This window comes from Acinetobacter modestus (assembly GCF_014636095.1).
Lineage (GTDB): Bacteria > Pseudomonadota > Gammaproteobacteria > Pseudomonadales > Moraxellaceae > Acinetobacter > Acinetobacter modestus.
On the sequence record NZ_BMDV01000006.1, the window covers coordinates 34,215 to 47,891 of the forward strand.

The 13,677-nt window shown below is 37.7% G+C and carries 19 protein-coding genes and 1 riboswitch; of the genes, 4 read left to right on the forward strand and 15 right to left on the reverse strand.

Going from position 1 to position 13,677, the window contains the following annotated elements; genetic code table 11:
• Window positions 1-133 precede the first annotated feature (133 nt).
• Entirely contained in the window at window positions 134-1,924 is a 1,791-nt protein-coding gene (locus IEV17_RS13220) for a patatin-like phospholipase family protein (RefSeq protein ID WP_004663526.1), read from the forward strand.
• 3 nt (window positions 1,925-1,927) lie between these two features.
• Here IEV17_RS13220 and IEV17_RS13225 read toward each other — a convergent pair whose 3' ends face one another.
• Both IEV17_RS13225 and IEV17_RS13230 read right to left on the reverse strand, forming a co-directional pair.
• Window positions 1,928-3,103, reverse strand: coding sequence for a hypothetical protein (locus tag IEV17_RS13225; protein ID WP_004663529.1), 1,176 nt, complete (start codon window positions 3,101-3,103; stop codon window positions 1,928-1,930).
• A 20-nt stretch (window positions 3,104-3,123) separates the two neighbouring features.
• Window positions 3,124-3,339, reverse strand: a complete 216-nt coding sequence (locus IEV17_RS13230) for a hypothetical protein (RefSeq protein ID WP_004663532.1) — start codon at window positions 3,337-3,339, stop codon at window positions 3,124-3,126.
• Window positions 3,340-3,519: 180 nt separating this feature from the next.
• A riboswitch (FMN riboswitch) is annotated at window positions 3,520-3,677 on the forward strand.
• Window positions 3,678-3,775: 98 nt separating this feature from the next.
• Between IEV17_RS13230 and ribB the strand changes: the two genes are divergently transcribed.
• Window positions 3,776-4,435, forward strand: a complete 660-nt coding sequence (gene ribB, locus IEV17_RS13235; protein ID WP_004663533.1) for a 3,4-dihydroxy-2-butanone-4-phosphate synthase — start codon at window positions 3,776-3,778, stop codon at window positions 4,433-4,435.
• A gap of 48 nt (window positions 4,436-4,483) precedes the next feature.
• Here the strand turns inward: ribB and IEV17_RS13240 are convergent, their stop codons facing one another.
• Window positions 4,484-5,158, reverse strand: coding sequence for an HAD-IA family hydrolase (locus tag IEV17_RS13240; protein WP_004663534.1), 675 nt, complete (start codon window positions 5,156-5,158; stop codon window positions 4,484-4,486).
• 93 nt (window positions 5,159-5,251) lie between these two features.
• Between IEV17_RS13240 and IEV17_RS13245 the strand changes: the two genes are divergently transcribed.
• Window positions 5,252-6,019 (forward strand): hydroxymethylpyrimidine/phosphomethylpyrimidine kinase, encoded by a 768-nt coding sequence (locus IEV17_RS13245; protein WP_034601836.1) that lies wholly within the window; start codon window positions 5,252-5,254, stop codon window positions 6,017-6,019.
• A 57-nt stretch (window positions 6,020-6,076) separates the two neighbouring features.
• On the opposite strand, the gene IEV17_RS13250 is transcribed toward IEV17_RS13245, so the two are convergent.
• Together IEV17_RS13250 and IEV17_RS13255 are read right to left on the reverse strand one after the other, a co-directional pair.
• On the reverse strand, window positions 6,077-6,769 hold the full coding sequence (locus IEV17_RS13250; protein ID WP_004663541.1) for an SDR family oxidoreductase: 693 nt from the start codon (window positions 6,767-6,769) through the stop codon (window positions 6,077-6,079).
• Window positions 6,770-6,779: 10 nt separating this feature from the next.
• Window positions 6,780-7,376 (reverse strand): glutathione S-transferase family protein, encoded by a 597-nt coding sequence (locus IEV17_RS13255; RefSeq protein WP_004663542.1) that lies wholly within the window; start codon window positions 7,374-7,376, stop codon window positions 6,780-6,782.
• Window positions 7,377-7,453: 77 nt separating this feature from the next.
• Here IEV17_RS13255 and IEV17_RS13260 point away from each other — a divergent pair, with 77 nt between their 5' ends.
• Window positions 7,454-7,996, forward strand: coding sequence for a TetR/AcrR family transcriptional regulator (locus tag IEV17_RS13260; RefSeq protein ID WP_004663544.1), 543 nt, complete (start codon window positions 7,454-7,456; stop codon window positions 7,994-7,996).
• A 2-nt stretch (window positions 7,997-7,998) separates the two neighbouring features.
• On the opposite strand, the gene IEV17_RS13265 is transcribed toward IEV17_RS13260, so the two are convergent.
• The 10 genes from IEV17_RS13265 to IEV17_RS13310 form a co-directional block, all read right to left on the reverse strand.
• Window positions 7,999-8,619, reverse strand: coding sequence for a DUF5625 family protein (locus tag IEV17_RS13265; protein ID WP_004663546.1), 621 nt, complete (start codon window positions 8,617-8,619; stop codon window positions 7,999-8,001).
• Window positions 8,620-8,646: 27 nt separating this feature from the next.
• Entirely contained in the window at window positions 8,647-9,120 is a 474-nt protein-coding gene (gene lysM / locus IEV17_RS13270; protein ID WP_004663549.1) for a peptidoglycan-binding protein LysM, read from the reverse strand.
• A gap of 215 nt (window positions 9,121-9,335) precedes the next feature.
• Entirely contained in the window at window positions 9,336-9,578 is a 243-nt protein-coding gene (gene acpP / locus IEV17_RS13275) for an acyl carrier protein (protein ID WP_004663551.1), read from the reverse strand.
• A 185-nt stretch (window positions 9,579-9,763) separates the two neighbouring features.
• Entirely contained in the window at window positions 9,764-10,000 is a 237-nt protein-coding gene (locus tag IEV17_RS13280) for an acyl carrier protein (protein WP_004663554.1), read from the reverse strand.
• 103 nt (window positions 10,001-10,103) lie between these two features.
• Window positions 10,104-10,346 (reverse strand): acyl carrier protein, encoded by a 243-nt coding sequence (acpP, locus tag IEV17_RS13285; RefSeq protein ID WP_004663556.1) that lies wholly within the window; start codon window positions 10,344-10,346, stop codon window positions 10,104-10,106.
• A gap of 186 nt (window positions 10,347-10,532) precedes the next feature.
• Entirely contained in the window at window positions 10,533-10,769 is a 237-nt protein-coding gene (gene acpP / locus IEV17_RS13290) for an acyl carrier protein (protein ID WP_004655272.1), read from the reverse strand.
• An 86-nt stretch (window positions 10,770-10,855) separates the two neighbouring features.
• Complete coding sequence (gene fabG / locus IEV17_RS13295; RefSeq protein WP_004663557.1) at window positions 10,856-11,590, reverse strand: 3-oxoacyl-ACP reductase FabG; 735 nt, start codon at window positions 11,588-11,590, stop codon at window positions 10,856-10,858.
• Window positions 11,587-12,579 (reverse strand): ACP S-malonyltransferase, encoded by a 993-nt coding sequence (gene fabD, locus IEV17_RS13300; protein WP_004663560.1) that lies wholly within the window; start codon window positions 12,577-12,579, stop codon window positions 11,587-11,589. The genes fabG and fabD overlap by 4 nt, the downstream gene beginning before the upstream one ends.
• A gap of 197 nt (window positions 12,580-12,776) precedes the next feature.
• Window positions 12,777-12,962, reverse strand: coding sequence for a 50S ribosomal protein L32 (rpmF, locus tag IEV17_RS13305; RefSeq protein ID WP_004638135.1), 186 nt, complete (start codon window positions 12,960-12,962; stop codon window positions 12,777-12,779).
• 78 nt (window positions 12,963-13,040) lie between these two features.
• Window positions 13,041-13,601 (reverse strand): YceD family protein, encoded by a 561-nt coding sequence (locus tag IEV17_RS13310; protein ID WP_004663562.1) that lies wholly within the window; start codon window positions 13,599-13,601, stop codon window positions 13,041-13,043.
• Between the last annotated feature and the right edge of the window lie 76 nt (window positions 13,602-13,677).

A 13,677-nucleotide genomic window follows, 5' to 3' on the forward strand; every position in this document is an offset into this window, starting at 1 on the left:
TTTTATTGCGACTCTAAAAGGAAAATATTAAATACAAAAAAACTTAAAAATAGGCTTTTATTTTACTTAATCGGACTTGTAAAGCAGCCTGACACTTTATTAAATAAATAGAAAATAAAGAAAATTAAATCATATGGATATTATAGAGACACTTCGGAAAGTCAGCGTTTTCTCACATTTAGATGAACCTAGCTTGGTTAAGCTCACTCATGATTGTTCAATTAGATATTTACAGACAGGACAGCAACTTTACAATCTCAATGATCCCGCTTCTCATCTTTATATTGTCGTGTATGGGCGCATTAAATTAACGACCGCTTCAAATTTATCAACTTATTTAGGTCGTTATGAGATCCTTGGAGAAATGGGCGTAATCTCTAATCAACCCCATCATGGTTCAGTCAAAGCAATGCGGGATACAACGCTTTTGGTTATTCCCCGACAACAATTTATAGATTTCCTTCACGAGCAAACCGATACCTTATTTGCCTTATCTAAATTAATTATTGCTCGTACTCAGCCTGAGTTACAACATGCTCATCCTATGAGCCATAATCGTACCTTATCGATTATTCCAGTGTCTTCTCAGATCCCAGCAATTCATTTAGCAGAAAAGCTTACTGAGCATTTACAACGTTGGCCTCACGTACGTTTAGTCACGGCTGCTCATGTCGATGCCCTATTTGGAATTGGATTTAGCCAAACGCCACTTGATTATGGGCATGATGATTTAAAATTAAGAGAATGGTTGGCTAGCTTAGAAGAAAAACATTGCTACGTACTTTATGCTGCTCACCAAAATGGTGATGACTGGTCTAAACGCTGCTTACACCAAGCTGATCGCATTTTGATATTGGCTGAAGCGAATCAAACACCTGTACATACACCGCTAGTAGATATCTTAAATCAACACGATTGGCAAAGCCAAATTGAATTAGTTCTTTTACGTTCAGAGGGTGATCCATCTCCTTATACCCTTACTTGGAAAGAGCTCTATCATGCACGCGCTCATTATTTTATTCATCCATGGGCACAAACAGATATTTGTGCGATTGCCCGACAGATTTCGAGTCAAGGCGTTGGTTTAGTTCTTGGCGGCGGCGGTGCACGCGGCTTTGCTCACATTGGATTAATTCGTGCACTTGAACAATTGCATATCCCAATTGATATTGTGGGCGGAACCAGTATGGGAGCATTTGTCGCTGCTTTGGTGGCCTGCGGTTTTGATAGTATTGAAATGACACATATCGCTTATGAAACCTTTGTGGCAAGAAACTATTTAAATGACTACACCATGCCTAAAGTATCTTTAATTCGTGGACAACGTTTTCACTCTCGCCTACAAGCGATATTCGGTCATCAACGTATAGAAGAATTAAAAAGAACATTTTACTGTATTTCAACCAATCTCACGACTGGCGAAGCTGTGATTCATGATCAAGGTGAATTGGCCACATGGGTTGGAACCAGTATGAGTGTGCCCGGTGTCGCCCCGCCTGTTGCATGGCGCGAGAACTTATTATGCGATGGTGGGGTGATTAACAACCTTCCCACAGATGTTATGCAAAATTTGGAAAGAGGTACCATTATTGCCAGTAATGTCAGTTTACACGATGATATTCGCGTTCCGGGTATTGGTTTAGATCAACCAGATCAAAGTGCCCTACTCAATTGGAATAAACCGATCAAAGACAAACTCCTACATGCTCCACGTCTTGCAGAAATCTTAATGCGAACAGCAACTCTTGCGAGTGATACCATGATCCAGACTGCTGCGATTGAACGTGCCAATCTACATATTCGTATGCCAATCAATGGTATTGGTATGTTTGATTGGCATCGATTAGATCAATTGGTTGAGCTTGGTTATGAACATGCACTCGCCACATTAGTTCCTATTCGAGAGACCCTTCCCACTGCATAGATTTTAGCTTGAAGAGTAAATTTGATATCGCTCAAGTAAACCATCTAAATATTGATATGTTTCCACATCAAGTTGCTGCATATAAGTATTCAAAATTTGCTGGCATTGCTGCTGTTTCTCAAGTGGCATGCGACGGACAATATCAAAAGTTACTTCCCATTGCGAACGAAGTAAGGAAGCATAAGCAATATGATGTAGAACCTTAATATCAATTTGAGCAATAGCCGTTGCAACGACTTGTCTCGCTTCATTTTGCATGTAATTTACTACCACCAACATGTCTGTCCATAAATCACTTTCATCTGCGGCTTCAACGATACTTTTAATGATTTCAACTTGGCGCAAAGCTGGTAAATTTGCGACATAGGATTGAGCTTGTTCAGATAAACATGCAACTACTGGCAACATATCTTCCCAAAGTTGGTCTTCTTGCGCAGCCTGAATAATTGCATTTATCACAATTTCCCCTTGCTGTACGGCTAGATCACCTAATTCCTGTTTGAGCTCATAACCAATATGGCTCATTAACGCCAATAGCTTCGGCCAAACTAAGCGTTGTGTCGGATCACTTACAATCAATAATGTCTTTATGATACGTTCCTTCGGTAAAACATGCACAAGATGATCAATACGCTCTCTTGATTCAATATAAAAAGCGATTTCCAATAGATCACTTTCCTTTTCAATGATTTGAGCCACATCCTGTACCACTTCATCAGATAGCATGCCAACAAAACGCCCCATCGTTACAAAGTCTTTTTGTTGTAAAAGAACTTGAGCAATATCCTTAATTTGATGGGTAGTAAAATAAGCTAATAATTCTCTCGCTAATCTAGGATCTAAATAGACTGAAATTGAAGCTAATGTATGTGCTGGTAAATGTTTTGCAATTCGATAAAGGTTCTCTGTAGATAAATGTACTGCGATTTGAGCGACGATAAATGGATCAAATAATTGCTTTACCATAATGGCAGTTAATCTACTTGGCAGCCAATTCACCCAAGCAGCAAGATAACGGAAGCGTGTTTTTTGTTGGCTTTGTAGCAACTCAATAATTGCAAAACGAAATTGTCTTAAGCTTTCAGGTGCTAAAGGAATTAAAAAAGCCAATTGTTGCTCTGAAACATTAAGAATCTGGGTTAATTTTATAATTTCGGCATGAACAGCAAGTCGAGTCATAATCACTTTCCTTATGTTTGTTATTTTTTATTTTTAAAAAGAAAACGTAAAAAAAATGGCATCTGAAATAAACTTTTGTTGATTCTTTGATTTTCTAATTGAATAGTCCGTTGTAATTGTTGATTAAGCCAGTTCATATCCTGCTCAGAAACATGCTTAAAATCTTTAAAACTCATCACAGGTCGATGAAGTTGTTGTGCCATTTTTTCTAACTCTGATTTATGTTGTTGATCCATTTGATTGCCTATTTTATTGTTGTTTTATGACTTGAGTTTATGCTCAATTAACATCCAATACTAGTTTCATTAAGAACGAAAAGCTTCAAATGAACTTCAGCTTATTTCTAGATTTAGATAGAACGATTCATTCTATAAAAAGTTGCCTTTTCTCATAAAAATCTGGCTATAATCAAGGCACATCGCTTCAGGGCGGGGTGTAATTCCCCACCGGTGGTAAGTTAGGTTTTGCAATCAAGTGACCTAACCAGCCCACGAGCCTGTATATATATTTATATACTCGCAGATTTGGTGAGAGACCAAAGCCGACGGTATAGTCCGGATGAAAGAAGACGAAACCACTGAAATACGCTTTTCGCGTTGTTTTGGTGTACGCTTATTTTTTACATCAGTCCTGAAATGTTCAACCGTATCCTATTTACGAGAGCGTTTCATTATGTCGAGTTTAATTCAACCCGAACTTTTCTTTTCAGCCCTTTCTCCTGCTGAACAACGTATTCAACAAGCTCTAGAAGATATCCGCCAAGGCAAACCCGTCTTGGTTATGGATGATTTCGATCGTGAAAATGAAGCCGATCTTATTATTGCTGCCGAAACACTGACGATCGAAACCATGGCACAAATGATCCGTGATGGTTCTGGGATTGTATGCTTGTGTCTAACTGAGGAACTGGCAGATCATTTAGAACTTCCACCGATGGTGGTAGATAATTCTAGTCAATTTAAAACAGCATTTACGGTTACTATCGAAGCGGCACAAGGTGTGACCACCGGTGTTTCTGCCAAGGATCGTGTCACTACGGTTTTGGCAGCAACCAAAGATGGCGCTGTTGCAAGTGACTTGAGTCGCCCAGGTCATGTGTTCCCATTACGTGCACGTAATGGTGGCGTATTAACTCGCAGAGGACATACTGAAGGAACAATAGATTTAGCCCGTTTGGCTGGTTTAAAACCTTCTGGCGTATTATGTGAATTGACTAATCCTGATGGCTCTATGGCATCAGGTATTCAAGTTCTAGCTTATGCTCAGACACATGGCCTTACCGTGATTAGTATCGAAGAATTGGTTCAATACCGCTTAAAACATAATATTTAATGAAACAAAAAAGCCTCGATCATTCGAGGCTTTTTATTGCGTTCATGATTATGATACTTTTCGTTCTAAATTCAGTTGATTCACCGTATTAAGCAATTGGCTAAATTGTGAGATTTGAGCAAGCGGTTGTACTTGAGCAAGTTCTTCTGCTGTGCCATAACCATAATTTACAGCAATGGTTTCAATACCATGGGCACGTGCACCAATCACATCATATTGTCGGTCTCCAACCATAATGCACTGCTGCGCATCCAATTGCTCTTTTTCAAGAATATATGCAATTAGATCTACTTTATTGGTACGTTCACCTGTTAACTCACTGCCATACACCTCAGTAAAATATTGATCCAACCTAAAGTGAGCAAGGATACGTTTCGCATAAACTGTTGGCTTCGCCGTCGCTAAAAATAACCGATAACCTTGTACTTGTAACTGTTGCAACGTTTCTACCACTGTTACATAGACTTCATTTTCAAATAAACCAGTCACTGAAAAACGCTCGCGATAAGCAAGTAACGCTTGTTCAGCAAAATCATCATCCTGAGTATTTAATAACTTTGCCAATGAAGCTTTCAACGGAGGTCCAATCGTCCAATCTAAATCAACCTCATCCGCTAAAGGGTGGCCCAGTTTTTCTAAAGCATAACGAATTGAGCGATGAATACCCGCTTTAGGGTCAGTTAAAGTCCCATCTAAATCAATCAGAATATTTTTGATCGTCATTCGTTCAATCTCTTAAAGCCTTACATAACATAGTCGAGAGTTTCTCGAAACTCCCATATACTAGCTTAAATGAGAGAATAAAAGGAAATGGCTGTGCGTCCTAGCGTACTATGTTTTTCAGGTTTAGATCCATCAGGCGGTGCTGGCTTACAAGCAGATATTGAGGCAATTGGGCAAAGTGGCGCACATGCAGCAATTGCCTGCACAGCATTGACCATTCAAAACTCGCAACAAGTGTTTGGTTTTGAAGCCACTTCAAAAGAGTTACTACTTGCTCAAGCAAATGCAGTAGTGGGTGATTTACCGATTAAATGTGTAAAATCAGGCATGCTGGGTACAACCGATAATATTACTGCATTGGCTGAGTTTTTACGTCAACATCCAGATTATCAATATGTACTAGATCCAGTATTAGTCGCGAATAGTGGGGGTTCACTCGGTGATCAAGCAACATTAGTTAAAGCATTTGTTGAGTTAATTCCCTTAGCCACAGTCATTACCCCAAATACAGTTGAATTAAGAGCCTTAACAGGTATTGATGATATTGAGCAAGCCACTCAAAAATTATTTGAGATGGGTGCAAAAGCTGTACTAGTGAAAGGTGGACATGAAGATACACCTGATCATATTCGTAATGTACTTTATGCTGACGGCAAAATGATTGCTGAAAGCCATTGCCCACGTTTAGACGGACAATATCATGGTTCTGGCTGTTCTTTGGCAAGTTTTATTGCAGGACGTTTAGCCTTAGGTGATTCACTTAAAATTGCTGTCCAACATGCTGAAACGTGGTTATTTGGTGTATTAAAACAAGCTGAGACCCCTGTACCCAATGGGCAAAAAATTCCAAAGCGGTTTTAAAACTTAAATAATAATGAATAGAAATACATATATTTCTATTCATTTATTCAACATGATCTAACGACAATTCACACCATTATTCAAATCAAATACCTCGCCACTTAAACAATTTGGAGCTGCTTGCGCCAGCCAAAAAGCTGTTTCTGCAATTTCTTGTGTTTGGCAGAATTGCTGATTTAAAGTGGCTTCTTTTAACCGCTTTTGTCTTTCAATAGGAATCTTTTGCATCATCCGTGTTTCAACAGGGCCAGGTGCGAGACTAAAGGTTTGAATATTATGCTGGGCATGGCTACGAGCTAAACTACGCATCCCATTAATTAGCCCCGCTTTTGAAATGCCATACCAGATATCAGGATGCCCAATTTGCCCAGCAATGGATGCCATACTAATAATGCGTCCAAATTTCTGATTTTTAAAAATATTCTCCGCCACATCAATACTCAACTGCATCGTATGAATCAGATTTACATGCATAATTTTTTGCATTTCTTCCCACGTATATGAAGCGGCTGTAAGTGTATTCATATAGCCTGCATTATTAATCAGCACATCAAACTGCCCAATCTGCTGAATCACCTTTTCAATTTGATCATATTGCAACATATCCGCTTGCCAATGATGCAAATGAAGATGTGAATATTGTGGAGTATGTCGAGAAATATTATGCACCTCATAATTCTCATCCAAGAATTTTTGAGCAATCGCTTGCCCAATTCCTTGACTGGCTCCAGTAATCAATACTTTTTTCATGCCTAACCTATTATTCATCTAATTCAATAAAACGAGGCAATTGTTGAAAACGTGTTAACCAAGCCTGAACATATGGATATGGGTCTAATTCTATTTTTCCTTGATGCGCTAAAGCGATGTAGGGATAACAAGCAATATCTGCAATCGTGGCTGATTCACCAACCAACCAATTTCTTGTTTTTAAATGTTGATTTACAACTGCTAATGATACATGTGACATTGCAGTCGCATTTTCGATATCAATATTTGGTTTTTTAATCAGATGAAATGCTCGTGCTGCCGATAAAGTAGAAGCAATTCTTTGATTTGCAAAAAACAACCACTCTAAAATATGCGTCATTACAATTGTTTCTTGAGGAAACCAAAGCTGATGAGCATCATATGTTCTAGCGAGATAGCACAAGATTGCTTGTGAATCATGGATATGCCTCCCTTGATCTTCTAACACAGGTATCTGCCCTAAAGGATTCAGTTTTAGAAAATGCTCTGTCTTTTGCTCTTGGTCAGCTAAATTTATAGAAACTTTTTCGTAGTCTAAATTCAGAAATGAAAGTAATAATCTGATTTTGTAACAATTTCCTGAGATTACAGTATTATAAAGTTTCATTGTCATCTTCTTTTGTGGTTATATAATTTCAATGTACCGAACGATCGGTACAAAATCAAGTGATATGAGTAGTTTTTATGGATAAACCGACTTTAATTCGATCTTTATTAAGTATTTTCAGAGAATATGGTTATGAAGGCGCTTCTTTATCCAAAATTTCTGAACGGACAGGTTTAGGTAAAGCCAGTTTGTATCATCACTTTCCAAATGGAAAACAACAAATGGCACAAGATGTTTTGAGCTATTTAGAACAATGGCGCGAAGATCATATTTTTATTCACCTACAAAGCAACACATCACCTATTGAACGTTTAGAAGCTCTGACCTATTCATTAAGACAAGTTTATGAAAATGGCCATGTAGCGTGTATTTTGGCAGTTTTAACCTTAAGTGAAGTGCACCAAACCTTTTTGCCTCAAATTCAACCCGTATTTACAAGACTGATTGATAGTATCGCTGTCGTTTTACAAGATGCGGGAATATCAGAAGAACAAGCTTTCGAGCGAGCACAAGATACTGTGATACGTATTCAAGGATCTTTAATCCTATCTAGAGCATTACAAAGCCCAAAACCTTTTTTACAATTAATGGATAAACTTCCTGAACAATTATTATCTTAAGATTATTTACCACCATTACTTGCATTTAAGCTTAAAGTTGTTTTGACATTTTTTAATTGCTTATGTGGTTGTAAATTAATAACTTCAATTACATAAAGATCTTGGGATAAAGGAATCCAGCCAATACTTCTGTAACTTTTATTTTTACCATCATGTCCTGTTGAACATAAAGACTGAAATTGCTGATTAAAAACAATTTCATGATTTTTTGATTTTCTTACAAGAACTTGTAAGGTTATTGGTTGACCTAATTCTTTTCTCTTCTCTACAGGAATGTTGTTATATTTTATAGTCCCATCACAATATTGGTTAAAAGGATTTCCAACAACAAGATCATCAACTCGCTTTTGTGCTGATTCAAATTCAACAGTTAGGCTTAAGTGGTAAGACTTTGGTACATTTACCTTAAATTCAGTAGTTGCTAATGCGCCTGTATGAGTTAAATCAATCGGCAAATTTGAAAATAATGGAGGAAATGCACAAAGACCAGTCATCCACATGGCCACACTTAATACGGGCTTTTGACATAAAGCATAAGTAAATGAATTCATTTTTTTAAATGTTTTAGTAATTTCAATTTTATAGATTTTATCTTTTATTTTGAAATAAAAAAAAAGGCGCAATACACGCCTCTTCTGTCACATTACAATTTATTCAGGGATACGTAAAACTTGTCCAGGAAAAATATCATCAGCATTTTTGAGTAATGGTCTATTCGCTTCAAAAATTTTATTGTATTGATTTGGATCGCCATAATACTCTTTAGAAATCTTAGATAAATTATCACCTGATTTTACGGTATAGAATTTACTTTCTGGTTCGGGTACCTCAACCGTCATCTGATCATCGACCTGAGCAACGTGATCAATATTACCAACGGCAAGAACTATCTTTTCTTTATCTGCTTGGCTTTTGACTTGCCCTTTAATAATGGCTGTATCGGTATTTCCATTGTAGGTTACTGATAAACCTTCAACACCAAGACCTAAACTTTTAATCAAACCTAATAATTTATTGGCAATCTCTTGAGCTGAAGGCTCAACAGGTGTGGCTGGAGCAGGCTGAGGTTCTGCTGGTGCTGTATTTTTTTTACCAATGCCTTTAACAAAATCAAAAAGACCCATTTTTTATTTCCTCTGTAATTATTGATTAAGCATAGTCAAAACGGACTTACAACTAGTTATACCGAAAAAATAATGTATGCGAGTTTCAATTTAACGAGGTCTTGTAAATATATGTATATGCAGTAAAACTGATTTGAAATTCGTATATTTACGCATTTCTAAATATAAAAAGCCACTTTACAGTGGCTTTCAATTCGTTCAAAACTTCAAGCAATTTAAGCATTTTCTCCCACAATATTGGTCATATAATCAATTGCAGATTGAACTGTAATAATTTTCTCGGCCTCTTCGTAAGGAATTTGAATACCAAATTCCCCTTCCAAAGCCATAATGAGTTCAACTACAGCCAATGAATCAGCGCCTAAATCATCTGTAAAGGATGCATTCGGTAAAACATCTTCTTCATTTACACGAAGTTGCTCAATAATGATCTCTTTAATACGGTTTGCTATATTCATAAAATTCCCTTTTGTTGTTATGGTTTAATAAATTATTTTAAATAGCATAAACTTTATACACTCAAATAAATTATTTGCATATTTATAGTTTATTTTTTCTTGTAAAAATATTTATATAGCTATTCAAATCAAGAAGTTCTACATATAAAAACTAACTTTCGATGACTTTTCAATCATGTAAATGATTAACCTTTATTAGTCACATAATCAACCAGTGATTGAAATGTATCTATTTTTTCCATATCTTCATCTTGTACTTCAAAACCAAATTCCGCCTCAATCGCCCTACTAAGATCTAAGGTGTCTTGACTATCAAAATGTAAATCTTCAACCAAACGAGTGCTGGGTCTCATCTCTACAAGACCAAACTTCTCCTTAATTACTGTCTTAAGGCTATCTTCTATTGTTTTTTCAGAATTCATAGAATTTTCCTTATATTTTAATTTTTAATATAACTGTATTACTCTCTGTAATTAATAAATTCATGAAACATCATCTTTCGATAAACTAAAAGTATGATGGAATTTACATATCGCCTCCTACATTCATCTCAATATAATTAATAGCATCACGCACTGTAAGAAGTTTCTCTGCATCTTCATCTGGAATTTCAATTCCAAATTCTTCTTCAAAAGCCATAATTAGTTCAACTACATCCAAAGAATCAGCACCTAAATCATCTATAAACGATGCATTAGCTACTACCTCTCCCTCGTCTACACCGAGTTGTTCAACAATAATTTGCTTAACTCGCATTTCGATACTCATAATGTTTCCTTTTATTGTTATGATTTAATAAGTTATTTTAAATAGCATAGATTTTATACACTTAAATAAAATCATTTCATATTCGGAGTTTATTTTTTCTTGTAAAAATATGTATATATTCCCTCAAGCAGCAAAGATAGTACATAAAAAAGCCACCATAAGGTGGCTTTTAATCATGCAAGATAATTAACCTAGTTTCTTGGTTACATAATCAATTGCAGATTGAACAGTCGTGATTTCATTAGAATCTTCGTCTGGAATCGTGATGTCAAAATCATTTTCGAAAGACATTACAAGTTCAACCAAATCTAAAGAGTCAGCACCTAAGTCATCCATGAAAGATGCTTCGTTTTTAATCTCTTCGGCACGCATACCTAATTGTTCAGCTACAGCTTGTTTGATGCGTTGTTCGATATCGCTCACAGGAATTCTCCTCATTGCTTGTGGCGTTTTAATTTGCCACTAGTTTAATTGAATATAAAAACTTTTAAAAGTTTATACATCGCCAGTTAGGCCATGTATAGACCACCATTTACGTGTAAAACTGTACCAGTAATGTAACTAGCCTTATCGCTCGCCAAGAAACTCACTGCATCAGCAATATCTTGAGGTTCACCTAGACGACTTAAAGCTACTTGATCAGTCATTTTTTTACGAATATCTTCGCTTAACTGATCAGTCATTTCAGTGGCAATGAAACCAGGTGCAACACTGTTCACTGTAATCTGACGACTCCCCATCTCTTTGGCTAAGCTACGACTAAATGCTTCAATCCCTGCTTTTGCTGCTGAGTAGTTCGCTTGTCCAGGATTCGCAAAATGTGCGACCACTGAACTAATGTTAATAATGCGGCCAAAACGTGCTTTGGTCATACCTTTCAATACGCGCTTAGACAAGCGGTATACGGCTTTCAGATGTATATTGAGAATATCGTCCCAATCATCTTCCGACATACGAAGCAACAAGTTATCTTTGGTAATGCCTGCGTTGTTCACCAAGATCAGTACTGAACCATATTTTTGTTCAATATCTGATACAAGTGCATCAATCGCTGCACCATCACGAACATCGAGTACAGCACCTGCTCCATGTTCAGCAAAGCTTTCTGTCAGTTTTTGCGCACCTGATTCAGAAGTTGCGGTGCCTACCACAAAATAACCGTCTTGAATGAGTTGCTGTGCAATTGCTGCGCCAATACCACGGCTTGCTCCTGTCACTAACGCAACTTTTCGTTGTTGTGTCATGCAATTTTTCCTTCTGCCACTAACACTGCGTTTAGGGCATCTTCCATACGTGCTTTGCTATCAATCGCAAATGCTTTTTCTATGTTGGGTAATCGCTTGGCAAGATTGCTGAGTACTGTACCTGGTCCACACTCAACCACATACTGCACACCTTCATCTTGAAGATATTGCATGGTACGTGTCCATTGAACTGACTGATATAACTGAGCCGTTAATGCCTGACGTAATTGAGCAACATCTGTCGCGATTTCCGCGTTGACATTTTGTATTACAGGAAGGTAGGGTAGCTCAATGGCAGTTTGTTCCAAAGCTTCAGCAAACTTTTCTGCTGCTGTTTTCATCAAGGTACAATGTGACGGAACAGAAACAGGCAATGCAATCGCTTTACCAGATTGCTCTTTTGCTTCAGCCATGACTTGCTGAACCAAAGCTGTACTGCCTGCAATCACCACCTGACCTTGCGCATTATAATTCGCTGCTTCAACCGAACCTTGACCAGCCGCAGTTGCATTCACTTTTTGGCAAAGCTCGATCACTTTCTCATCGGCTAAACCAAGAATTGCCGCCATTGCGCCTGTACCTTGAGGAACAGCACTCTGCATCAATTTTCCGCGTAAATGAACTAATTTAACCGCGTCAGCTAGAGTCATTGCCTCTGCTGCAACAAGCGCACTATATTCTCCCAAAGAATGTCCAGCCAAGTATTTCGGTGCTATACCACCTAACTCTAACCATACACGCCATAAGGCAATACTTGCTGTTAGCAAAACTGGTTGAGTATTTTCAGTTTGATCTAAACCCTCACCACTTTGGGCAATCTGCCAAAGATCAAAACCAAGTGCTGCTGATGCTTCTGCAAAGGTATCTCGAACGACACTAAACTGCTCTGCAAGCTCAGCCAGCATCCCTACTTTTTGTGAACCCTGACCAGGAAAAACAAATGCTGTTTTTGTTGCTTGAGCAGCCTGCTCAAGTCGCTTAGTCGACATATATAAATCCTTAAAATGGTCTATCGCCAATTTTATCAACACTCATGATTCTACATGAGAATGACAAGAGACTCTTTTCCGATGCGGCAATTTACCATTGATTAAATCGTTTTTTAATTGCGAAAAACAACAAAAAAGGGAGCTTTCGCTCCCATTTTTTTTATACTTTAAGCTAACGCTTAATGCATATAACTCAATTATTCAGCATCAGCTGCTTTAGCGAATAATTGACGACCACGGTAAATACCGTCTTTAGTCACGTGGTGACGACGATGAGTTTCACCAGTAGTTTGGTCTACAGATAATGCATTCTCGGTTAAAGCGTCATGTGAACGGCGCATGTCACGGCGAGAGCGACTTTTACGGTTTTGCTGAACGGCCATGATGGCTCCTTACAAAGATCGAAAAATGGATCAGAACAAATTCAGTTGTCTTAACTCAACATGATAACACAAATTGTGTTATGAGTTAAGTTTGCCTTTCAAACTTGCCAAAACATCAAACGGATTATCCCGCTTTTCTTCGACAACGTCCTGAACGACAGGTTGATGTTTATGCTCACAAACATCATGTTTGGGAGACAAAGGCATCAACAATAACAATTCATCTTCTAGTAATGCGAGTAAATCAATCGAAGCAGGTGTATCAATACTCCCTTTTTTCGACGATTCACTTTCACCTAAAACGATGAAATCAGCATCCTCATCCAATCGCTCTATCAGTGACTCATCATCAATTAAAGCTAAATGAAATTCTGAGACTAATTCAATTTCAACAGATCCCAAACAACGTTGGCATTCCATTGGAACTTTAGTATCAATATGTCCATCTAACCATACAATGCGATGATAGGCATCCATTGATAGCTTACAGTCTATGTTGATCAATTGATCATCAATTGAACCAACAGCTTCTCGAGCAATACGAGCAAAGCGAGACAATGGCAGTGTTCCTGACCATGTATAGCCCTGTTCAGCCCATTTAAATGGCTCGATTTGGCTTGGAAAAGTATTTGCTGACATAATTAAGGCGGCAATTCTACAAATTCATCGGTACTCTGTCAAAGATTAAGATACAATTTTGCACTTCTTTAGACAG